This is a genomic window from Arthrobacter sp. FW306-07-I (assembly GCF_021800405.1).
Classification (GTDB): Bacteria; Actinomycetota; Actinomycetes; order Actinomycetales; family Micrococcaceae; genus Arthrobacter.
In genome coordinates, this window is the sequence record NZ_CP084550.1 from 3,549,237 (window position 1) to 3,568,844 (window position 19,608).

A 19,608-nucleotide genomic window follows, 5' to 3' on the forward strand; every position below is an offset into this window, starting at 1 on the left:
AGTGAACAGTCACCAAATTAGCATTCCCAGGGACCGGGGAACACCCCTGTTGCTACAACGAATGGTGATACGGCAGGTGGCTGCCGTATCACCGATCGATTTCGGGCCTTAAGACCCGTAAAACCAGCGGGTCTTAAGGCGCAGCTTAGAGGCCCGAGTAGGAGTGGAGCCCGTTGAACAACGTGTTCACGATGGTGAAGTTGAAGATCACGCAGAGGTAGCCCACGATCGACAGCCATGCGGCGCGGGTTCCGGTCCAGCCGCGGGTGGCACGGGCGTGCAGGTAGCCGGCGTAGACGACCCAAATGACGAAGGTCCACACTTCCTTGGTGTCCCAGCCCCAGAACCGGCCCCAAGCCTTCTCGGCCCAGATGGCACCGAACATCAGCGTGAAGGTCCAGCCGATGAAAGCGATGGCGTTGATGCGGTAGGACAGGTTCTCCAGGCTCAGCGCTGAGGGCACCAGGCGCATGAAACCGAGCTTGTCGGTGCCGTCCGCGGCCACGGTCTTCTGCCGGTGGGACTGCACCAGCTGCAGGGCGGACATGGCGAAAGTCAGGGTGAACAGTGCCGAGGAAAGCACCGCGATGGAGACGTGGATGACCAGCCAGTAGCTCTGCAGGGCGGGAACCAGGTGACCCACGGGGGTCCAGAAAGCCACAGAGGCCGCCACCAGCATGATGATCACCAGGCCCACCACGAAGGTGCCCAGGAAGCGGAGGTCGCGGCGGATCAGCGAGAGAAGGAACACGGCTGCCACGAGGAATGCGCCGGTGGTGAGGAATTCGTACATGTTGCCCCACGGCACGCGGCCCGCGCCCAGTGCCCGGGTGACCACGCCGGCCCCGTGGATGACGGCGGCGAGGATGGTCAGGGCTACGGCCACCCGCGCCGGGACCCGGCGCTCCGCGGCGTACTTCATGTCGCCGTCGGCCGTTACGACACTGCCAGTTCCTGCTCCGCCGGCCTTGGCGGACGACGACGGGCGCTCGGCCCGGTCGGCAGGCCCGTCCAGGCGGGCCCCGGCAGAACCTGCACCCACTCCTGCCGCTACGGGAACCTTGGCGGCAGTGCCGGCCTGGGCGGCCTTGAGGTCCACCGCGCGCAGCGCCTTGCTGCTCTTGGCCAGGTCCCAGGCGAAGGCGATGAAGGCCACCGTGTAGGTACCCGCCGCCAGCAGCATGAAGAGTTCGCTGTACTGGCCCATGGTTTCGTTGATTCCAAATGGCATTACTGGTCCTTTTCGGGCCCGGTGGGGCCTGCTGGGGTGGTGACGGAGCCGGCGCCAGTTTCAGCGGAGCCTGCCGCGTTATCGACGGAGCCTGCGACATTATCGCCTGCCCGGCTGGGAGTTTGCTGGGACGGAGCGGCGTCTTTGGACACAGCACCTTCAGAGTCAGTGCCTTCAGGCAGCTGCCACTCTGCGGTGAACAGCTTCCGGAGTGCCGCCGCCTCGCCGGCCAGGCGGTGGTCCTCGCCGCGGGCCAGGAGCCCGTACTCCACCATGGTGCGGCCGTCAGCGGCTGTGCCCGTGCGGACCCAGACGCGGCGGCGGTTGACGTAGAGCGACAGGATCAGGCCGGCCACGGCCAGGAGGGCGAACACCAGGGCGGAGAGCTGTCCCGGGTTGTGGTGGATGTCCACGCCGATGTAGCGCTTCACGCCATCGAAGCTGATGGTGCCCTTGCCGTCCGGCAGGGTGTAGGTGGAGCCGGGGGCCAGCGTGATGCCGCCTGCCGCCAGGTTCCTGGCGTTCAGTGGCGTCAGGTTCTTGACATCCAGCTCGAAGACGTTTTGCGGCGCACCCGTGTTCAAGCCAAGGTCGCCGTAGTACGAGTTCAGGGTCAGCTGCGGGTTGAACAGCTCGGGATCGGCGCTGAACGAAATATTCTTGTCCGTGACGAACGCCGTGGGGAGGAAGAAGCCCACGAACCCGAGCTGGTCCGGCTTGGCGTCGGGGACCTTGATCACCACGGAGGAGTAGTAGTTCTCGCCCTGCAGCTTGGCCACCACCGGGCCCTGCATGGCGACGTTGCCCGCCCCGTCACGGACTGTCACCACCGGCGCATAGCCGTTGCCGGTCAGGTAGATGCTGGTGCCGCCCAGGCTCAGGGGGTCGTTGACCTTCAGGATTTCCTGCTTCGGCGGAGCCTCCGGATTCTCCTTGGTGGTGACAGTGGCGGCAAAGTCGATGGGCTGGCCGAACTTGCCCTTCGATTCGCGGTCGAAGGTGATGTTGAACTTGTCCAACTGGAGCGAGTACGGCTGCAGCTGGCTGGACTGGAAGTTGGTGCCGGGGTTGAACTGGTCGTAGCCCACCAGCGTGTTCACGAACGTGTCGCCCTCCACCAGGATCCGCTGGCCGCTGTAGCCGAAGAGGCCACCGGCGGCCACGGACACCAGCACGCCGATGAGCGAGGTGTGGAACACCAGGTTGCCCACTTCCTTCATGAAGCCGCGCTCGGCACCCAAAGACGGAAGGGCGCCGTCGGCATCCCTGACCTCCACCCGGTAGCCGCGCTTCCGCAGCAACCCAGCCGCACCGTTGATGGCGTCCGACGCCGGGATTCCGGCGCCCGAGGGAATCACCAACGTGCCGTATTCCGGCAGCCGGGACAGGCGCTGCGGGGTACGCGGCGGCTGGGAGCGCATGGCCTTGTAATGGGCGATGGCCCGCGGCACCACGCAGCCGATCAGCGAGATGAACAGCAGCAGGTAGATCGCGGAGAACCATACGGAGGAGTAGACGTCGTAGAGCTGCAGGGAGTCCAGCAGCTTGCCGTACTCCGGATGGTCCTTGATGTACTGGGTCACCGTGGCCGGGTTGGCGGGCCGCTGCGGGAACAGCGACCCGGGGACGGCGGCGACGGCGAGGAGCAGCAGGAGGAACAGTGCAGTCCGCATGCTGGTCAGCTGGGTCCAGGCCCACCGGAGCATGCCCCTGGGTCCCAGCGCCGGGAGGGCGGCCTGGGCCTTCGCCTCGGCAACAGGGGCGGATTGCTTCTTTTTTACCTTCACACGCTCGCTCATCAGATCGGCAACTTCACGTCGGTTTGGAACCAGTACTGCAGCCCGGTCACCCAGGCACCCCACACGCCGGTGGCCATCAGCAGCCCCAGGACCACCAGGATTCCGCCACCGGTCCGCTGGATGGCCAGGCGGTGCTTGCGGAAGAACGCCATCACGCCCATCCCCCGGCGCAGGGCCAGTGCGATTAGCAGGAACGGAATGCCCAGCCCCAGGCTGTACACGAATGCCAGGAAAGCGCCCTTGGCGGCTGAGGACCCGCCGGAGAGGCTCAGCAGCTGCACGGCCGAGTAGGTGGGGCCGATGCACGGCGCCCAGCCCAGCCCGAAGGTCAGGCCCAGCAGCGGGGCACCCCAGAGACCGGCGGGCGGCTTGGCATGGATTTTTGCGTCCCGCTGGAGCCAGCTGAAGCCGCCCATGAACACGATGCCCATAATGATCACCAGGATGCCCAGAAGCTGGGTGATCCAGGCGTTCTGGCTGCCGGTGATGAGCGTGCCCAGCTGGCCGAACGCGCCGCCCAGCAGGACGAAGATCACCGAGAAGCCCAGGACGAACAATCCGATGCCTGCCAGCATGCGGCCCCGCTTTTGCTTTTCCAGGTCCACGCCGCTCAGGCCGGTCACGTATCCCAGATAACCGGGTACCAGCGGGAGGACGCAGGGCGAAAGGAAGGAGACCAGCCCGGCGAGCAGTGCCACCGGGATGGCCAGCAGGATGGAGCCGCTGAGGATGGCTTCGGCGAAGGGGCTGTTCACGGTCCCGGCCTGTTCCTATTCCGCCACTGCGGCGGTGATGAGGGCCTTTAGGGTGCCCTTCTCGATTTCGCCGAGGACGCGGGAGGCCACCCGCCCCTGCTTGTCCAGGACCAGGGTGGTGGGCACGGCGCCGGGCGGCACCAGGCCGGAGACGGACAGCAGGACGGCGCCGTCCTTGTCGTCAAAGCTGGGGTAGGTCAGGTTGAAGGTCTTTTCGAACGCCTCCGCCGTTGGCTTCTCATCCCGGAGGTTGACGCCGAAGAACTGGACACCCTGGTCCTTGAACTCCTGGTGCAGGGCTTCAAGGAGCGGCGCTTCCACGCGGCAGGGGGCGCACGCTGCGAACCAGAAGTTCAGGACGCTCACCTTGCCCTGGAAGTCGGCCGGTGTGACGGCGGTGCCGTTGAAGAGGGCACCCTGGATCTGCACGGCTTCCTTGCGGTCCGCGGCGGCGAACTCGGTCACGGAGCCGTCACCGGCAACGTAGTTCTTGTTGTCCCCCGCCTTGGCCTGCTTGGCCAGGGCATCCTCCTGGGCACAGCCGGACAGGCCAAGGGTCAGCGCGGTCAGCGCCATGCCGCCGGCAGCGAGCAGGCTGCGGCGCGAGGGAAGGTTGCTGTTGCTCACTACTAGGCTCCAGGGGTGCTGGCGGCACCGGGAAGAAGGGATGCTGCGGGTTCGCTGTACTCAACCCGCAACAGCGAGCCGGCGTCGTCGAAGACCAGGGACGTAACGGAGGTCAGGGTGCACTCGCGCTTGCGGGGATCGTGCCACAAAGGCCGCCCTTCCGCGCTCAGCCGGGTGGCCCAGATGGGCAGCTGGTGGCTGACCAGGATGGCCTCAGGGCCTTCTGCGCCAAAATCGCCGGCCGCAAGTTCAATCGCCTTCCGGCGCGCGTCCTGCGCAGCCGCTGCCACCCGGGCCGCCTGCTGCTTGTACGGCTCACCCCAGGACGGGCGCAGCGGGTTGACCAGGTGCGGCCAGTGCCGTGGCCGGCGCAGTTCACCCTTGGTGACCTTCATGCCCTCGAAGTAGTTCTCCGCTTCGATGATCCGCTCGTCTGTGTGGATCTGCAGCTGCAGGGCTTCCGACGTCGGCCGTGCAGTTTCCTGCGCACGCTCGAGCGGAGAGGCGGCGAGGTAGGTGATGCGGGCCCCGTGCTCGGCGCGCTGCCGGAAGTGCTCCGCAAGCATCCGGGCCATCTCCTGCCCCAACTCGGAAAGGTGGAAATCCGGGAGCCGCCCATAGAGAACGCCGTCGGGATTATGGACCTCGCCGTGGCGGAGCAGATGGACAGTGGCTTGGGGCATGTTTACCAGTTTCTCAAAGATGGCGCGCGATCCGAAATCTTCTACGTTCAGTAGAACTGAAGTTTTTGAAGAAATGTTCCGAAGCCGGGAACAAAACATGCAAATGCATGTTTATACTGGATGCAGCAAGTTAGTTGAGACTTCAACTTATGAAGCTTCAACAGCAGGATCACCACAGACACAGCTATACAAGGAGCAACATCATGGCACTTCCCGCAGACGTCACCACCGGCACCTGGACCCTGGACAACTCCCACAGCGAGATTGGCTTCACCGTCCGCCACGCCGGCATCAGCAAGGTCCGCGGCCAGTTCACCGAAGCCGCCGCCACCCTGGACCTGGCCGAGGACGTGGTCGATTCCAAGATCAACGCCACCATCAAGACCGCCAGCTTTGACTCCGGCGACGCCAACCGCGACGGCCACGTCAAGGGCGGGGATTTCTTCGACGTGGAGAAGTTCCCCGAGATCTCCTTCGTCTCCAACGGCCTCGTGGCCAAGGGCAACAGCTACGAACTCACCGGCGACCTGACCATCAAGGGTGTTACCCGTCCCGTCACCTTGGAAACCGAGTTCAACGGCGTGGCCGTGGACCCGTTCGGCAACACCCGCGCCGGCGTCTCCGCCGAGACCACCATCAGCCGCAAGGACTTCGGCCTGACCTGGAACGCCGTCCTGGAAACCGGCGGCGTGCTGGTCAGCGACAAGGTTGCCATCAACCTGGAACTCGCCTTCATCGCTCCCGCAGCCTAATTCCCCTTCACGGCACCCCGGCCCGCCTGCACGGCATGGCCGGGGTGCCGTGTTTAACCTGCAAACGCGGTGCATCAACACCTCCCGAATGATCCACAACGCCGCCCGCCGGGGGTACGGTGGACTTAAGCCATGCTGGGGGGAAGGCTGAGGACCGATTCCCGGCAGCCTAACTGGATCCCGACCCTGCAGAAGGAACGCCCATGAGTACTCCTCCCGTCCCGCCTCCCGGGTCCGAAGACCCGCGAACCAGCCCCGGACAATCCGGCAACGACCAGTCCGGAGCCCAGCCGCGCTACGGCCAGAACGCTCCGCAGTACGGCCAAAACGCTCCGCAGTACGGCTCGCAGCCGCCGGCAGCACCGCAGTACGGCCAAAATGCACCCCAGTACGGCCAGAATGCACCGCAGTATGGGTCGCAGGCTCCCGGCTACGGCCAGTCCCAGTTCGGCCAGTCGCCGTATGGACAGTCCCCTTACGGCCAGTACCCCTCGGAGCAGCCGCAGCCCGCCGGAAGCAACGGCATCCCCCAGCTGGTGAACATCTCCTTCTGGCTGCTGATTGCGTCGGCCGCCATTTTCGTCATCGGCATGCTCCTGGGCCTCACCCAGCTGGACGACCCCCAGTTCCGGCAGCTCTTTGAACAGCAGATGCAGTCGAGCGGAACAGACATCAGCTACGACAGCATCAAGAGCGTCATCGCCGGCACGCTGGTGGTCTTTGCCATCATCGGCGCCGCGCTCTACCTGCTGGTGGCCTTCTTCATCCGCAAAGGCAAGAACTGGGCCCGCATCCTGGGAACAGTCTTTGCAGCGCTGTCCATTTTCGGCCTGTTCGGGGTCCCCTCCCTCGGAACGCTTGGAACCGTCCTGGGCATCGTAGCCATCGTGCTGCTTTACCTGCCTGCAGCTGCCCCGTACTTCCGGAAGCAGCAGCCCTTCGCCAACCCATACTCGGGTGGGTTCGGCAACCCTTACGGGCGGTAACCCAGCACGTCTGCTGGCAAACAGGCGGCCCGGGACGCAGCAATGCGTCCCGGGCCGCCTGCGTTAAGCCAGCGCTAGGCTGTCTGTCCGGGTGTCTGGGCCCGCTGCGCGTGGTAGGCCAGGATCTGGAGTTCGGTGGCCATGTCCACCTTGCGGAGGTTGACGCCGTCGGGAACCTGCAGCATCACCGGGGCGAAGCTCAGGACGCTGTGGACGCCCGCCGCCACCACCCGGTCGCAGACGTCCTGGGCCACGGCGGCCGGCAGCGCCAGCACCACCATGTTGGCCCCGGTGCGGTGCAGGACTGTTTCGAGGTCCGCGACGTCGCTGACCCGCAGCCATCCCACCTCGCTGCCCACCACCATCTGGTCGGCGTCGAAAATGGCCACGACGTCGAACCCGCGGGACTCGAAGCCGCCGTACCGCGCCAGCGCCTTGCCGAGGTTGCCGGCACCGACGATAGCCACTTTCCAGTCGTGCGTCAGTCCAAGCGCTGCCGCGATATGACGGCTGAGGTACTGCACCTCGTAGCCAACACCCCTGGTTCCGTACGATCCCACATAGGACAGGTCCTTGCGCAGGGTTGAGGAACTGACCCCTGAGGCTTCAGCCAGCGATTCGGAGGAGACGCGCTCCACGCCCTCAGCCAGCAGGGTGTTCAGGGCGCGGAGGTAGAGGGTCAGCCGGGCTACGGCTGCGGGCGGTATCTGCTTGGGCGGCGTGCCCGTCGCAGCTGGAAGGTCGGGAAGCGGCTGCGGCGTGGAATCCAGGGAGGTCACCGGCACTCCCCCTACTGGGCCATGGCGCGCTGCAGCACGCGTTCCAGCCGGGTTTCGTCGATTTTCCAGAAGTCGCGCTGTACGCCGTCCACCAGCACCACCGGGATTTCCTCGGCGTAGCGCTCCCGCAGCTCGGGCTGGTTGTCCACCAACTCTTCGCTCCAGGTAAGGCCCAATGAGGCAGTGACCCGGCTGACGGCGTCGCGCGCGTCTTCGCAAAGGTGGCAGTCAGCTTTGGTGACCAGGACGACGCGGGGTGTAGCCATGGCTTAACGGTATCGCCGTTCGCGTGCTGCCGGTGACGCCGACGGCGGCAGGCCAGCGGATTGACTAGACTCAACACCATGCCCGAGGAGAAATACGTCGCCGTAGTCACGCGCCCGGTTGCCGAGCCGCAGCCGGGCGAAGCGGCGTTTTTCGACGTGGACAACACCTTGATGCGCGGAGCCAGCCTCTTCCATGTGGCACGCAAGATGCACCAGCGCGGAGCCTTTACCCTGGCCCAGGCCGCCGGCTTCGCATGGAAGCAGTTCAAGTTCGTGGCCCGCGGGGAGAACATCGATGACGTCCATGCCGTGCGGGATTCGGCCCTGACGCTGGCCGCCGGGATCACCGTTGACGACATCAAGGCCCTGGGTGAAGAAGTCTACGACGAGATGATCGCCTCGCGGATCTGGCCGGGCGCCAAGGCACTGGCGGAGCAGCACCTCAGGGTGGGCCGCCGCGTCTGGCTGGTAACGGCCACGCCCATTGAGGTGGCCACCGTGATCTCCACCCGCCTGGGACTGACCGGAGCCCTGGGGACGGTGGGCGAAGTGTCGGACGGCATGTACACCGGCCGCCTGGTGGGAGACATCCTGCACGGCTCGGCGAAGGCCGTAGCCGTCCAGGCCATCGCCGACGAGGAGGGCCTGGAGCTCAAGCGCTGCTGGGCCTACAGCGACTCCTACAACGACGTCCCGCTGCTGTCGCTGGTGGGGCACCCCGTGGCCATCAACCCGGACGCCAAGCTGCGCCGCCACGCGCGGGACCGGAACTGGCCGGTCTACGACTTCCGCGCCGGCCGCCGCGCTGCCACGTTCGGCCTCAAGGCAGCCACTTTTGGCGGTGCGATTTACGGCCTTTGGAAGGGCTTCGCCCGGATGCGCGGCCCGCGGGCGTAGCCCGGTAACAAACAAAATGCCCGCCGCCTCGGAAGGCGACGGGCATTTGCACGCTGTTGGAAGTATTTCTACTTCTTGTTGCGGCGCTGGTGACGGGTCTTGCGAAGCAACTTGCGGTGCTTCTTCTTGGCCATACGCTTGCGACGCTTCTTAATAACTGAACCCACGAAAGTTCCTTACAAACTAGATGCAGTACCTGTCTGATGGAGAAGGTCCGCGGACATAGCTACGAACTGAACAACTGACAGATTCTTACAATGACGTAAAACGTTCCTTAACAGGGTACCGCCTATTGGGAGCGGCTCAGGACAGGCTGCCTCAGGCCGTCTCGGTGTGACCGTCCACGACAGCACCCTTAAGGTACTGTTCAACGGCGTTTTCGGGGACCCGGTAGGAGCGGCCGAAGCGCACTGCCGGCATTTCGCCCGAGTGCACCAGCCGGTAGACAGTCATTTTGGAGACGCGCATGACCTCGGCCACTTCAGCCACGGTCAGGAACTTCGCGTTGGAGAAGTTCTGTTCTGCCGACATTTCCCTATTTTCCTTTGCTGACGGATGGACAACAGTGACCCCAGGTACGTGCCAATGCGGTGTTCCGATGCTGAGCCATCCACCAACCACCTAAGTAGATACTCTAGATGTTCCTGTGGCAGATGTGAAAGTGGCGGGCCCCCTATTTCATCCCCTAATTCGACCCCCGGCGCTTCCGTGCCGATGCCGCCAGCTGCTCCAGGACAGACGCGGAGACATCCCAGTCCATACAGGCATCCGTGACGCTTTGGCCGTAGACCAGTTCAGCGCGCCCTGCTGCATGGTCCGCGACGTCCAGGTTCTGCGCCCCGCCCACCAGGAAGCTTTCCAGCATGACGCCGGCCACCGCGCGCGCTGCGGTCCCGCCGTCTTCCAACTGGGCGCCGATCTCCAATGCCACCTCGGCCTGCCGGTGGTGGCTCTTGCCGCTGTTGGCGTGGCTGGCGTCGACGATAAGGCGGGGATTCAGTCCCTTGCCCCCCAGTTCGTTGGAGGCGCGTTCGACGTCGGCCGCTGAGTAGTTGGGCCCCTTGCGGCCGCCGCGGAGGATGACGTGGGTGTCGGGGTTTCCGGCCGTTGCCACCAGCGCGGCCCGGCCCTCGCCGTCGATCCCCAGGAACGCCTGGGCCGCCGCCGCTGCCCCGCAGGCGTCGATGGCCACCTGCAGGCCGCCGTCGGTCCCGTTCTTGAAGCCGATGGGCATGGACAATCCGGAGGCAAGCTGCCGGTGGATCTGGCTTTCGGTGGTGCGGGCACCGATGGCACCCCACGAGATGAGGTCGGCCATGTACTGCGGGCTGATCGGTTCCAGGAATTCGGTGGCGGTGGGAAGGCCCAGCGCAGTGACCTGCTGCAGGAACTGCCGGGCCGTGCGGAGGCCGGTAACCATGTCGTGGCTGCCATCCAGCCGTGGATCGTTAATCAGGCCCTTCCATCCCACGGTGGTGCGCGGCTTTTCGAAGTAGGTCCGCATGACGATCAGCAGGTCTTCCTTGTGCTTTTCGGCCTGGCTGACCAGCCGGCGGGCGTACTCCAGCCCCGCCTTGGGGTCATGGATGGAACAGGGGCCAACAATGACCAGCAGGCGGTCGTCCACGCCGTCCATGATGGCGCGCACCTCGTCCCGTCCGCGTTCGACGACGGCAGCGGCGCGGGCGTCCAGCGGCAGTTCGGCGAGGAGTTCGGAGGGGGTGGGCAGCGGGGTGAATTCGCTGACGCGCAGGTTCGAGGTGGACTTGGTCTCGGTGGCGGGGGCTGCTGCTGTTGCGGTGCTCATGTTCGGGGTCCTGTTCCAGATGGGAAGCGGGCCCGGATTTCAGAACCCGCCGGAGAAACGGCGAAGGGCAGAGAATGATCTCTGCCCTGTTGGCTCTGAAGGAATGCTGGATGCGTGTCAGTTAGACGCGGGCCCCTCCAGAGCCAACGAAAAATACGCATACCAACGGTTAGTCATGGAAGAGACCATAAACCCGGGTGCACGCAGCCGCAAAATCAGTGCGTCACATTCCCTTCATCGCGATTCCTGAAGGCCCGCCACCAGTTCGGCGTGCTTTTGGTCAGTGAGGCGGTACCAGGACATGATGACGACGGCGGCCAGCACCAGGGCGGCGGGCAACAGTCCGGCAGCGGCGCGGATGGCGGTAAGGGTCGGGGCCGCCTGCTCCTGGACTGATGAGGAGTAGCCGCCCCACGCGAGCGCGAAGGCCACCAATCCTCCGCCGAAACCCATGCCCAGCTTCCGGGTGGCAGCCAGGAGGGCGTAGTTGATGCCCTGGACCCTGACGCCGGTCTTCCATTCGCCGTATTCCACGGTGTCCGCGATTAGTGCCCAGGTGAGGATGCTGATCGTTGCGGCTGAAAGCTGGGCCAGGACCATCCCGGCCACCGCCGGCCAGGGTGCTTCCGCCGGCACCAGGAAAACCACCAGTCCGCCTGCGGCGCCGAGCAGGCAGCCGACGGTGAACACTGCCTTCTTGCCCCATTTGGCCACTGGGCGGGGCATCAGCACGGCGAGTGCCAGGGTGATGACCACCTGTGTTGCGGCCATCAGGGGAAAGAGGTCCAGGCGGGACAGGACATCGCGCAGGTAGTAGAACTGGGCGGCCACGGTGGCGGAGTTGCCCGTCACCAGCAGCACGGAGGCAAGGCACAGGACCACCAGCGGCGAATTGACCCTGAGTGCTTCGATGGTCTGGCGCCAGGTGATTTTGGGGACGCTGCCGGCCACTCGTTCCCGGCAGGCGATCCCGGTGAACACATAGAGCCCGGAACCCAGAACCGCGAAGACCAGGGTCATCACGGTGAAGATCTGCTGGACGTCCCCTCCCCCGCCCAGGAGCGGTGCCACGAAGAACCCCAGCGTCGCCCCCACGGAGAGCCCGCCGATGGTCCGCGCTCCGGCAAGCCTGGCCCGATCGCGGGGGTCCTGGGTCATGGCCCCCACCAGGCAGCCGTACGGGACGTTAACCAGGCTGTAGGCAAGGCAGACCAGGAAATAGGTGCAGTAGGCGTAGAGGAGTTTCAGTGATGGCTCGACGTCGGGCACGTGGAACACGGCTACGCCCAGCACCAGTGGTATGAACCCGAAGATCAGGAAGGGGCGGAACTTTCCCCACCGGGGGCTGTGGAAGCGGTCAACGATCCTGCCCGCGGCGATGTCCGTGAAGGCATTGAACACCCGCGCGACTACCAGCAGGGTGCCGGCAGCGGCCGCGCCGATCCCGGCCACATCCGTGTAGTAGACCAGCAGGAACATGTTGGCGGTGCTGATGATCATGCTGTTGGCTGCATCGCCGGCGCCATAGCCTACGATTGCGGCCCTGTTCAAAGGCTTCATTGCTCCCTGTCCCCCGGATGAGAAAACGCTTTCTCATCCGAACAGGAATCTACCCCAGAATCTTGCGCAGAAACACCAGCTGCCGGATCCAGTGATGTTCCTGGCCGCCTTCGTGGTTGTTGAACCGGTACACCTCGATGTCCTTTACAGCTCCGGTGGCGGATGCGCCGGATGTTCCGGAGCCGTAGGCATTGAAGCTGGCGAAGACGGTGGACGGTGGGCAGATATCGTCCATCTGGGCAGCCGAGTACAGCGCCGGCGCCGTGGCGTACCGGGCCAGGTTGACGCCGTCGAAGTAGTTGAGGACGGCGAGGATGTCGTCGTAGCGCTCCCGGTGCCGGGCCAGGAACTGGGCGATCTCCGGGTACGGTCCCCGTGGGGTGATGTCGATGGCGCGGGGGAAGTCCTGCAGGAACGGAACGTCGGGCAGCGCGGCGATGACGCCGTCGAGCCTTCCGGCGGTGAGCCCCGCCGTGGCCACCACCAGCCCGCCACCCTGGCTGACTCCGGCCAGCACTACTTTTGTGGCGTCGACGGCGGGGTGGGCCTGGGCCGCTTCCACCGCGCGGAAGGCGTCAACGTAGACGCGGCGGTAGTAGTAGTCCTCGCGGCTGGCGATGCCCCTGGTCATCAGGCCCGCGTGTGCCACGTCCCCGGCTGACGGATGGGGGTCCGCGGTGTGCCCCAGAGTGCCGCCGTACCCCTGGCCCCGGGTGTCCATAATGAAATGCGCGTATCCGGCCTGTGCCCAGCGCGTGTCCTGGTTGACCAGGCCACGGCCGCCGGAATAACCGATGTAGTTCACCACCACCGGAAGCCGGGCACCTGCCTCCCTGATGGCAGGCAGGTGCAGCCAGCCTTTGACCGGCGCGCCGCCAAAGCCGGAGAAGGTGACGTCGAAAGTGTCGATCACCGTGAGGTAGTTCTCGACCGGCTCGAAGGTGGCGTTGAGCGGAAAGGCCCGGGCTTCGTCGAGAGTGGCATCCCAGAACGCGCCCAGGTCTTCCGGCGGCGTGACATCGGAGGTGTAGCTGCGCAGCTGTGCCAGGGGAAGGTCGAAGAGGGGCATCGTTGTCCAGTTCTGTTTCTGTTGTTCGGCGGCTCGCGGTGGGTTCTTCTATTTCTACTGCACGGATCCCCTTCTACTGCAGAGATCCCTGGCTCACGCTGACGAGTGGCTCGTAGCGGTGCAGGCTGGTTCCGGCGGCAACAATTCCACGCAGGAGGGGCAGCCCTCCCGTGGCTGCCCCGGCAGCGCGTGCCTGGACGAGTACGTTGCCAAGGGCGGTGGCTTCGACGGGTCCCGCGATGACCGGTCGGCGGGCTGCGTTGGCGGTGAGTTGGCAGAGCAAGGCGTTCTGGGAACCACCACCAACGATGTGCACCACGTCCACCTGCCGGTCGGCCAGGCGCTCCGCCGCCGTGATGGTCCTGGCATAGCCTGCCGCGAGGCTGTCCATGATGCAGCGCGTGATGGCCGCGGGATCGTTCGCCAGGTCCGCACCGGTCCGCCGCACCGCGGCCCGGATGCGATCGGGCATGTTGTCCGGGGCGATGAAGTCCGGGTCGTCGGCGTTGATCTGCGGCCCGCCGGCGGGAAGTGCCGCGGCGGCAGCCAGCAGGGCGGCAAGGTCCGGCTGGAACCCTTCCCCGGCCCACGTGCGCTGGCATTCGCTCAGCAGCCACAGCCCGCCCACGTTGCGCAGGTAGCGGACGGTGCCGTCCACACCGCGTTCGTTGGTGAAGTTGGCTTCCCGGCTGGCCTCCGTGAGGACCGGATGCTTCAGTTCCAGGCCCACCAGGGACCAGGTGCCGGAAGAGATGTAAGCGAAGCCGTCCCTGCTGTTGTCCGCTGTCGCGGGGACTGCAACGACGGCGGACGCAGTGTCATGGGAGCCCACCGCCACCACTGTGGTTTCCACCGGAAGGCCCACGGCCGCGGCGATGTCCGGCTTGAGGTTCCCGAACGCCTCGCCCGGCTGGATCAGCGGCGGGAACAGGTCCTTCGGCAGGCCCAGTTGGGTGAAGAACTCGGTGGCCCACTCCCCCGCCACGGCGTCGAACAGCCCAGTGGTGGAGGCGTTGGTGGCCTCCGTCCGGCGCACGCCGGTGAGCAGGAACGCGATCAGGTCCGGGATGAGCAGGGCCTGCAGCCCGGCCAGGTTCCGTTCGCTGGCCAGCTGGTAAATGGTGTTGAACTGCAGGAACTGCAGCCCCGTGGTCTGGTACAGGCGCGCCGGGTCCAGGGTGGCGTGGAGAGTCTGGACGGCAGCACGGCTGCGGTCGTCCCGGTAGCTGTACGGCTGTGCCACCAGCTTCCCGGCCGCATCCACCAGGCCGTAGTCCACGGCCCAGGTGTCGATGCCGATGCTCGCGATCGTTTTACCCTGCACTGCCGCCACCGTGGCGGCAGCCCGCAGGCCCTCAAGCACCTCGGCGAAGAGGCCGTCGAAGTCCCAGCGGAGGCCGCCGTCGCGCTCCACCACTCCGTTCGGGAAGCGGTGGACGGTCTCCAGCGCCACACGTTCGGGGGAAACCCGTCCCAGCATCACGCGCCCGGAGGAGGCGCCGATGTCGACGGCGGCAAACACGCTGGAGGCAAAATGCGCGTCGACACCGTTCGGAACCGTGCTCATCGGAGGAAGGCTGCGGCCACTCCGGCGTCCACGGGAATGTGCAGGCCGGTGGTGTGGGACAGTTCGTTGCTGGTCAGGACGGCGGCGGCGTTGGCCACGTGCTCCGGCAGGACTTCGCGCTTGAGCAGGGTGCGCTGGGCGTAGTACTCACCCAGTTTCTCCTCGTCGACGCCGTAGACCGCGGCGCGCTTGGCGCCCCAGCCGCCGGCGAAGATCCCGGAGCCGCGGACCACGCCGTCGGGGTTGATGCCGTTGACGCGGATGCCGTGTTCGCCCAGTTCGGCCGCGAGCAGCCTGACCTGGTGGGCCTGGTCTGCCTTGGTGGCGGAGTAGGCGATGTTGTTGGGGCCGGCGAATACGGAGTTCTTGGAGGAGATGTAGATGATGTCCCCGCCCATGCCCTGGGCAATCATGACCTTCGCGGCGGCCTTGGCCACCAGGAACGAACCCTTGGCCATGACGTTGTGCTGCAGGTCCCAGTCCTTTTCGGTGGTTTCCAGCAGCGGCTTGGAGATGGACAGGCCGGCGTTGTTGACCACCAGGTCCACCCCGCCGAATGCCAGCACGGCGGCGTCGATCGCCGCCGCGACCTGGGCTTCGTCCGTCACGTCAGCCTGGACGCCAATGGCAACATCGGAGCCGCCGAGTTCCTCGGCGACCTTCTGCGCGTTCTCCAGGTTCAGGTCCGCGATGACCACGCAGGCGCCTTCGGCGGCGAGGCGGGTGGCGATGGCCTTGCCAATGCCGGACGCGGCACCGGTCACCAGCGCGATGCGGGTGGCGTGCGACTTGGGCTTGGGCATCCGCGCCAGCTTGGCTTCCTCCAGCGCCCAGTACTCGATGCGGAACTTCTCGGATTCCTCGATCGGGGCGTAGGTGGAGATCGCCTCGGCACCGCGCATCACGTTGATCGCGTTGATGTAGAACTCGCCGGCAACCCGGGCGGTCTGCTTGTTCGCGCCGAAGGAGAACAGGCCCACGCCCGGGACCAGCACGATGGCCGGGTCCGCTCCGCGCAGGGCAGGGCTGTTTCCGTCCGCATGGCGGTCGTAGTAGGCCTGGTAGTCCTCGCGGTAGTCCGCGTGCAGTTCGTGCAGCCGGGCGATCGACTCCTCAAGGGAGGCGTCCGCCGGCAGGTCCAGGATGAGCGGCTTGACCTTGGTGCGCAGGAAGTGGTCCGGGCAGGAGGTGCCCAGCGCTCCGAGCCGTGGGTGCTCCGCGGCTTCCAGGAAGTCAAGGACGACGGCGTCATCGCTGAAGTGCCCCAGCTGCGGTTTGTCGGTGGAGGCCAGGCCGCGGATCACCGGTGCCAGGGCTGCCGCCTTGGCTCGGCGCTCGGCCTCCGGCAGTGCACCGTACCCGGGCAGCTTGGGCCCGAAGGGTTCGGCCTTGCCGTTGTCCCTGATGTACTTTTCGGCCTGCTCGATGATCCACAGCGAGTTCTGCTCCGCTTCCTCGCTGGTGGCACCCCAGGCGGTGATGCCATGGCCGCCCAGGATGGTGCCGATGGCCTGCGGGTTGGCGTCCTTGATCGCGGCGATGTCCAGGCCCAGCTGGAAGCCGGGGCGGCGCCAGGGCACCCACACCACCTTGTTGCCGAAGATCTTGGTGGTCAGGGCCTCGCCGTCCGCCGCCGTCGCAATGGCGATGCCCGAGTCCGGGTGCAGGTGGTCCACATGTGCGGCATCAACCAGGCCGTGCATGGCGGTATCGATCGAGGGGGCGGCGCCACCCTTGCCGTGCAGGCAGTAATCGAACGCTGCCACCATCTCATCCTCGCGCTCCACGCCCGGGTAAACGCCCTTCAAAGCGTTCAACCGGTCAAGGCGCAGCACCGCCAGGTTCTGCTCCTTCAGGGTGCCCAGGTCTCCGCCCGAGCCCTTGACCCACAGCAGCTGGACATCCTCGCCCGTCACCGGGTCCTTTTCGGTGCCCTTGGCCGAGGTGTTACCGCCGGCGAAGTTGGTGTTCCGCTTGTCCGCGCCCAGGCGGTTGGAACGGGAAATCAGGTCTTCAACAGTCTTGTTCGTCATAACTTCCTCAGGCGCCCCATCCGGCTTGCTGGCCGCCCACGCGGTCCTCGTTGATCTGTTTCTGGTAGCCGCTGGCCTTGAACGCGGCCATCGGGTCCGCGGGCAGCCCGCGGGATTCACGCCACTCGGCCAGGATGGGCCGGACGTCGGTGTAGAAGGCGTCATTGAAGATGCCGTTGGCGGCCAGGACATCACCGGCGCGCTGGGCTTCGTTCAGGGCTGCGGTGTCCACCAGCAGGGCGCGCAGCGTCATTTCCTGGACGTTGAGCACCGAGCGGATCTGGCCCGGGATCTTCTCTTCAAGGTTGTGGCACTGGTCAAGCATCAGGGCCACGCCGGAGTCCTTGCCGTACCCGCCGCCGCGGATTACCTCATGCATGATCCGGAACAGCTGGAACGGATCCGCTGCACCCACAATGAGGTCGTCGTCGGCGTAGAAGCGGGAGTTGAAGTCGAAGGAGCCCAGCTTGCCCAGGCGCAGCAGCTGCATCACGATGAACTCGATGTTCGTGCCCGGGGCATGGTGGCCGGTGTCCAGGCAGACGAACGCCTTCTCGCCCAGCGCCAGGGTCTGGGCATAGGAGCTGCCCCAGTCCGGAACATCGGTGTGGTAGAACGCCGGTTCGAAGAACTTGTACTCCAGCACCAGGCGCTGCTCATCGCCCAGGGCGGCGTAAATCTCCTGCAGGGATTCGGCGAGCCGGTCCTGCCGGCCGCGCATGTCGTCCTGGCCCGGGTAGTTGGTGCCGTCCGCCAGCCAGATCTTCAGGTCCTTCGAGCCCGTGGCATGCATGATGTCGATGCAATCCAGGTGATGGTCGATCGCGCGGCGGCGGACGGACTCGTTGGAGGATGTCAGCGAGCCGAACTTGTACTCGTCGTCCTGGAAGGTGTTGGAGTTGATGGTGCCAAGGCCCACGCCCAGGCCGGCGGCGTATTCCTTCAGGGCCGCATAATCATCCACCTTGTCCCACGGGATGTGCAGGGCCACGGTGGGCGCCAGTCCGGTCAGCTCGTGGACCTTGGCGGCGTCCGCCAGCTTCTCCTGGACGGTCCGGGGGGTGCCGCGCGTGCCGAACACCCTGAACCGCGTTCCCGAATTTCCATAGGCCCACGAAGGGACCTCGATTGCAAGCTCCTCGAGCCTGCCCAGCGCCGTTGCTACGTCGTTCATGATGGTTCTTTCCGGTGTTTGAGCGTCATTCTGATGCGTTGTGGTTGATGCCCCGCTGCTGGAGCCCTGCTGGTTTTTTGTGCCCCGGTCAGCCCGCGGAGGGTTGGGACGCCAACTGGCTGTCAAGGTTGAAGACTTCCTCAAGGACCTGGAACCCTTCGTCGGGCGCCTGGCCGGAATCTTCGAAAAGCGTTGCCATTTCCGCCTGCCAGCGGGCGTTCACCTCCGTCAGGGCCATGCGGGCACGGACGGCGTCAAAGTCGTCGCACTCCACGTACCCCACCAGGAGGCCGTCTTCTCCGAGGAAGAGGGAATAGTTATGCCAGCCTGCCTCCTTGAGGGCGTGCAGCATCTCGGGCCAAACCGCTGCGTGCCGCCGGCGGTACTCATCCATCAACGCCGGTTGCACCGAGGAACGGAAGCACACCCTCACTGGAACTCCTCTACAAACTTTTGGATTCTTTGAATCGTTTCATTGTTACGATTCAAAGTACTCTTGGATTTAAGCAGGTGTCAAGCAATGGCAAGAACTTTTGATTTCCCGCGCGGAACCAGCTGCCGCGGGCATATCAGCACGGAGAATCGATGAACCGCACAGCCAGCATCAAGGACGTCGCCACCCACGCGGGCGTGGCCGTAGGCACGGTCTCCAACGTCCTGAACTATCCGGACCGGGTGTCGGATCGGACCAAGGAGCGGGTGCTGCGCGCCATCGACGACCTCGGCTTTGTCCGCAACGATGCCGCCCGGCAGCTCCGCGTGGGGCACAGCCGCACCATCGGACTCATTGTCCTGGACGTGGGCAACCCCTTCTTCACCTCCGTGGTCCGTGCGGCGGAGGACGCCGCCGCGCTGCAGGGAAGTGCAGTCCTGCTCGGCGACAGCGGCCACAATGCAGGGCGTGAGGCGAACTACATCGACCTCTTCCAGGAGCAGCGCGTGCAGGGCCTGCTGATCTCACCCGTTGGCGATGTCACGGACAGGCTGGACCTCCTCCGCGAACGCGGAGTGCCCACGGTGCTGGTGGACCGGCTGGCTGACGAATCCAAGTTCAGTTCGGTTGCCGTGGACGACGACGCCGGCGGATACCTTGCCGCCCGGCACCTGCTGGACACCGGCCGCCGTCGACTCGCCTTTGTTGGCGGTCCCACTTCCATACGGCAGGTGGCAGACCGCCTCCAGGGGGCCCAGCGGGCCGTAAAGGAGGAGCCGGACGCAATGCTGGAGGTTTTGGAAGCCGAGGGACAGACCGTCCTGGCCGGACGCAGCGTGGGCGACACGTTGGTGGAGCGGGGCAGGGCCGAGTTGCCGGAGGGCATTTTCTGCGCCAACGACCTCCTGGCCCTGGGCGTCATGCAGTCACTCACCATGACCCACACGTTCCGCATCCCCGAAGACGTGGCCCTGATCGGTTATGACGACATCGATTTTTCAGTCTCGGCCGTGGTTCCGCTTTCCTCCATCCGCCAGCCGACGGAACTACTGGGCCGGACGGCCATCGAGTTGCTGTCCGAGGAAGTGGAGTCGCAGAATCCCGTCCACCGGTCCGTGGTGTTCACCCCAGAACTGGTGGTCCGGCAGAGCACTGCCGCACGCGGCACAAGCGGGCCCAGCGCCGGCTGA

General features: G+C 65.6%; 20 protein-coding genes. 4 read left to right on the plus strand and 16 right to left on the minus strand.

Features of this window, described 5'->3' with window-relative positions:
• Positions 1-145: 145 nt before the first annotated feature.
• From ccsB to LFT46_RS16540, 5 genes are read right to left on the minus strand one after another with little or no spacing between them, the layout of a single operon-like run.
• The gene (ccsB, locus tag LFT46_RS16520) at positions 146-1,231 is read right to left on the minus strand and encodes a c-type cytochrome biogenesis protein CcsB (RefSeq protein WP_236799509.1); all 1,086 of its coding nucleotides are present in this window, start codon (positions 1,229-1,231) and stop codon (positions 146-148) included.
• A complete protein-coding gene (resB, locus tag LFT46_RS16525) occupies positions 1,231-3,030 on the minus strand; it encodes a cytochrome c biogenesis protein ResB (RefSeq protein WP_236799510.1) in 1,800 nt (599 codons plus the stop codon). Before resB ends, ccsB begins: the two co-directional genes overlap by 1 nt.
• Positions 3,030-3,785 carry a cytochrome c biogenesis CcdA family protein gene (locus LFT46_RS16530; RefSeq protein ID WP_236799511.1) on the minus strand — a complete coding sequence of 252 codons (756 nt, stop codon included), beginning with the start codon at positions 3,783-3,785 and terminating at the stop codon, positions 3,030-3,032. Before LFT46_RS16530 ends, resB begins: the two co-directional genes overlap by 1 nt.
• Positions 3,786-3,800: 15 nt before the next feature.
• Positions 3,801-4,361 (minus strand): TlpA family protein disulfide reductase, encoded by a 561-nt coding sequence (locus LFT46_RS16535; RefSeq protein WP_236802930.1) that lies wholly within the window; start codon positions 4,359-4,361, stop codon positions 3,801-3,803.
• 53 nt (positions 4,362-4,414) lie between these two features.
• A complete protein-coding gene (locus tag LFT46_RS16540) occupies positions 4,415-5,095 on the minus strand; it encodes a histidine phosphatase family protein (protein WP_236799512.1) in 681 nt (226 codons plus the stop codon).
• A gap of 203 nt (positions 5,096-5,298) precedes the next feature.
• Between LFT46_RS16540 and LFT46_RS16545 the strand changes: the two genes are divergently transcribed.
• Positions 5,299-5,847, plus strand: a complete 549-nt coding sequence (locus tag LFT46_RS16545; protein ID WP_236799513.1) for a YceI family protein — start codon at positions 5,299-5,301, stop codon at positions 5,845-5,847.
• A 203-nt stretch (positions 5,848-6,050) separates the two neighbouring features.
• The gene (locus LFT46_RS16550) at positions 6,051-6,833 is read left to right on the plus strand and encodes a Yip1 family protein (protein WP_236820412.1); all 783 of its coding nucleotides are present in this window, start codon (positions 6,051-6,053) and stop codon (positions 6,831-6,833) included.
• A 74-nt stretch (positions 6,834-6,907) separates the two neighbouring features.
• Here the strand turns inward: LFT46_RS16550 and LFT46_RS16555 are convergent, their stop codons facing one another.
• Together LFT46_RS16555 and LFT46_RS16560 are read right to left on the minus strand one after the other, a co-directional pair.
• On the minus strand, positions 6,908-7,612 hold the full coding sequence (locus tag LFT46_RS16555) for a redox-sensing transcriptional repressor Rex (protein ID WP_236799515.1): 705 nt from the start codon (positions 7,610-7,612) through the stop codon (positions 6,908-6,910).
• An 11-nt stretch (positions 7,613-7,623) separates the two neighbouring features.
• A complete protein-coding gene (locus LFT46_RS16560) occupies positions 7,624-7,878 on the minus strand; it encodes a glutaredoxin family protein (protein ID WP_142132722.1) in 255 nt (84 codons plus the stop codon).
• A gap of 78 nt (positions 7,879-7,956) precedes the next feature.
• On the opposite strand from LFT46_RS16560, the gene LFT46_RS16565 reads away from it, so the two are divergent.
• Positions 7,957-8,775, plus strand: coding sequence for an HAD family hydrolase (locus LFT46_RS16565; RefSeq protein WP_236799516.1), 819 nt, complete (start codon positions 7,957-7,959; stop codon positions 8,773-8,775).
• Positions 8,776-8,843: 68 nt separating this feature from the next.
• On the opposite strand, the gene LFT46_RS16570 is transcribed toward LFT46_RS16565, so the two are convergent.
• The 9 genes from LFT46_RS16570 to LFT46_RS16610 all read right to left on the minus strand — a co-directional run bounded on the left by LFT46_RS16570 (position 8,844) and on the right by LFT46_RS16610 (position 18,418).
• The gene (locus tag LFT46_RS16570; protein ID WP_003792170.1) at positions 8,844-8,942 is read right to left on the minus strand and encodes a 30S ribosomal protein bS22; all 99 of its coding nucleotides are present in this window, start codon (positions 8,940-8,942) and stop codon (positions 8,844-8,846) included.
• Positions 8,943-9,093: 151 nt separating this feature from the next.
• Positions 9,094-9,306 (minus strand): helix-turn-helix domain-containing protein, encoded by a 213-nt coding sequence (locus tag LFT46_RS16575; protein ID WP_043452394.1) that lies wholly within the window; start codon positions 9,304-9,306, stop codon positions 9,094-9,096.
• 154 nt (positions 9,307-9,460) lie between these two features.
• Entirely contained in the window at positions 9,461-10,582 is a 1,122-nt protein-coding gene (locus LFT46_RS16580; RefSeq protein ID WP_236799517.1) for a 3-deoxy-7-phosphoheptulonate synthase, read from the minus strand.
• Positions 10,583-10,816: 234 nt separating this feature from the next.
• Entirely contained in the window at positions 10,817-12,142 is a 1,326-nt protein-coding gene (locus LFT46_RS16585; RefSeq protein ID WP_236820413.1) for a glycoside-pentoside-hexuronide (GPH):cation symporter, read from the minus strand.
• Between the two features lie 49 nt (positions 12,143-12,191).
• Positions 12,192-13,211, minus strand: coding sequence for an acetylxylan esterase (locus LFT46_RS16590; RefSeq protein WP_236820414.1), 1,020 nt, complete (start codon positions 13,209-13,211; stop codon positions 12,192-12,194).
• Positions 13,212-13,284: 73 nt separating this feature from the next.
• Positions 13,285-14,778 (minus strand): rhamnulokinase, encoded by a 1,494-nt coding sequence (locus LFT46_RS16595; RefSeq protein ID WP_236820415.1) that lies wholly within the window; start codon positions 14,776-14,778, stop codon positions 13,285-13,287.
• The gene (locus LFT46_RS16600; RefSeq protein WP_236820416.1) at positions 14,775-16,811 is read right to left on the minus strand and encodes a bifunctional aldolase/short-chain dehydrogenase; all 2,037 of its coding nucleotides are present in this window, start codon (positions 16,809-16,811) and stop codon (positions 14,775-14,777) included. The genes LFT46_RS16595 and LFT46_RS16600 overlap by 4 nt, the downstream gene beginning before the upstream one ends.
• A 7-nt stretch (positions 16,812-16,818) precedes the next feature.
• The gene (gene rhaI, locus LFT46_RS16605; protein WP_236820417.1) at positions 16,819-17,985 is read right to left on the minus strand and encodes an L-rhamnose isomerase; all 1,167 of its coding nucleotides are present in this window, start codon (positions 17,983-17,985) and stop codon (positions 16,819-16,821) included.
• An 88-nt stretch (positions 17,986-18,073) separates the two neighbouring features.
• Positions 18,074-18,418, minus strand: coding sequence for an L-rhamnose mutarotase (locus LFT46_RS16610; RefSeq protein WP_236820418.1), 345 nt, complete (start codon positions 18,416-18,418; stop codon positions 18,074-18,076).
• A 152-nt stretch (positions 18,419-18,570) separates the two neighbouring features.
• Here LFT46_RS16610 and LFT46_RS16615 point away from each other — a divergent pair, with 152 nt between their 5' ends.
• Positions 18,571-19,608, plus strand: coding sequence for a LacI family DNA-binding transcriptional regulator (locus LFT46_RS16615; RefSeq protein ID WP_236820419.1), 1,038 nt, complete (start codon positions 18,571-18,573; stop codon positions 19,606-19,608).

What these genes read in the sequence shown, in the direction of transcription:
- ccsB (WP_236799509.1), bottom strand. Translation starts at nt 1,231, where the DNA reads ATGCCATTTGGAATCAACGAAACCATGGGCCAGTACAGCGAACTCTTC.
- resB (WP_236799510.1), bottom strand. Translation starts at nt 3,030, where the DNA reads ATGAGCGAGCGTGTGAAGGTAAAAAAGAAGCAATCCGCCCCTGTTGCC.
- LFT46_RS16535 (WP_236802930.1), bottom strand. Translation starts at nt 4,361, where the DNA reads ATGGCGCTGACCGCGCTGACCCTTGGCCTGTCCGGCTGTGCCCAGGAG.
- LFT46_RS16540 (WP_236799512.1), bottom strand. Translation starts at nt 5,095, where the DNA reads ATGCCCCAAGCCACTGTCCATCTGCTCCGCCACGGCGAGGTCCATAAT.
- LFT46_RS16545 (WP_236799513.1), top strand. Translation starts at nt 5,299, where the DNA reads ATGGCACTTCCCGCAGACGTCACCACCGGCACCTGGACCCTGGACAAC.
- LFT46_RS16550 (WP_236820412.1), top strand. Translation starts at nt 6,051, where the DNA reads ATGAGTACTCCTCCCGTCCCGCCTCCCGGGTCCGAAGACCCGCGAACC.
- LFT46_RS16560 (WP_142132722.1), bottom strand. Translation starts at nt 7,878, where the DNA reads ATGGCTACACCCCGCGTCGTCCTGGTCACCAAAGCTGACTGCCACCTT.
- LFT46_RS16565 (WP_236799516.1), top strand. Translation starts at nt 7,957, where the DNA reads ATGCCCGAGGAGAAATACGTCGCCGTAGTCACGCGCCCGGTTGCCGAG.
- LFT46_RS16575 (WP_043452394.1), bottom strand. Translation starts at nt 9,306, where the DNA reads ATGTCGGCAGAACAGAACTTCTCCAACGCGAAGTTCCTGACCGTGGCT.
- LFT46_RS16580 (WP_236799517.1), bottom strand. Translation starts at nt 10,582, where the DNA reads ATGAGCACCGCAACAGCAGCAGCCCCCGCCACCGAGACCAAGTCCACC.
- LFT46_RS16585 (WP_236820413.1), bottom strand. Translation starts at nt 12,142, where the DNA reads ATGAAGCCTTTGAACAGGGCCGCAATCGTAGGCTATGGCGCCGGCGAT.
- LFT46_RS16590 (WP_236820414.1), bottom strand. Translation starts at nt 13,211, where the DNA reads ATGCCCCTCTTCGACCTTCCCCTGGCACAGCTGCGCAGCTACACCTCC.
- LFT46_RS16595 (WP_236820415.1), bottom strand. Translation starts at nt 14,778, where the DNA reads ATGAGCACGGTTCCGAACGGTGTCGACGCGCATTTTGCCTCCAGCGTG.
- LFT46_RS16600 (WP_236820416.1), bottom strand. Translation starts at nt 16,811, where the DNA reads ATGACGAACAAGACTGTTGAAGACCTGATTTCCCGTTCCAACCGCCTG.
- rhaI (WP_236820417.1), bottom strand. Translation starts at nt 17,985, where the DNA reads ATGAACGACGTAGCAACGGCGCTGGGCAGGCTCGAGGAGCTTGCAATC.
- LFT46_RS16615 (WP_236820419.1), top strand. Translation starts at nt 18,571, where the DNA reads ATGAACCGCACAGCCAGCATCAAGGACGTCGCCACCCACGCGGGCGTG.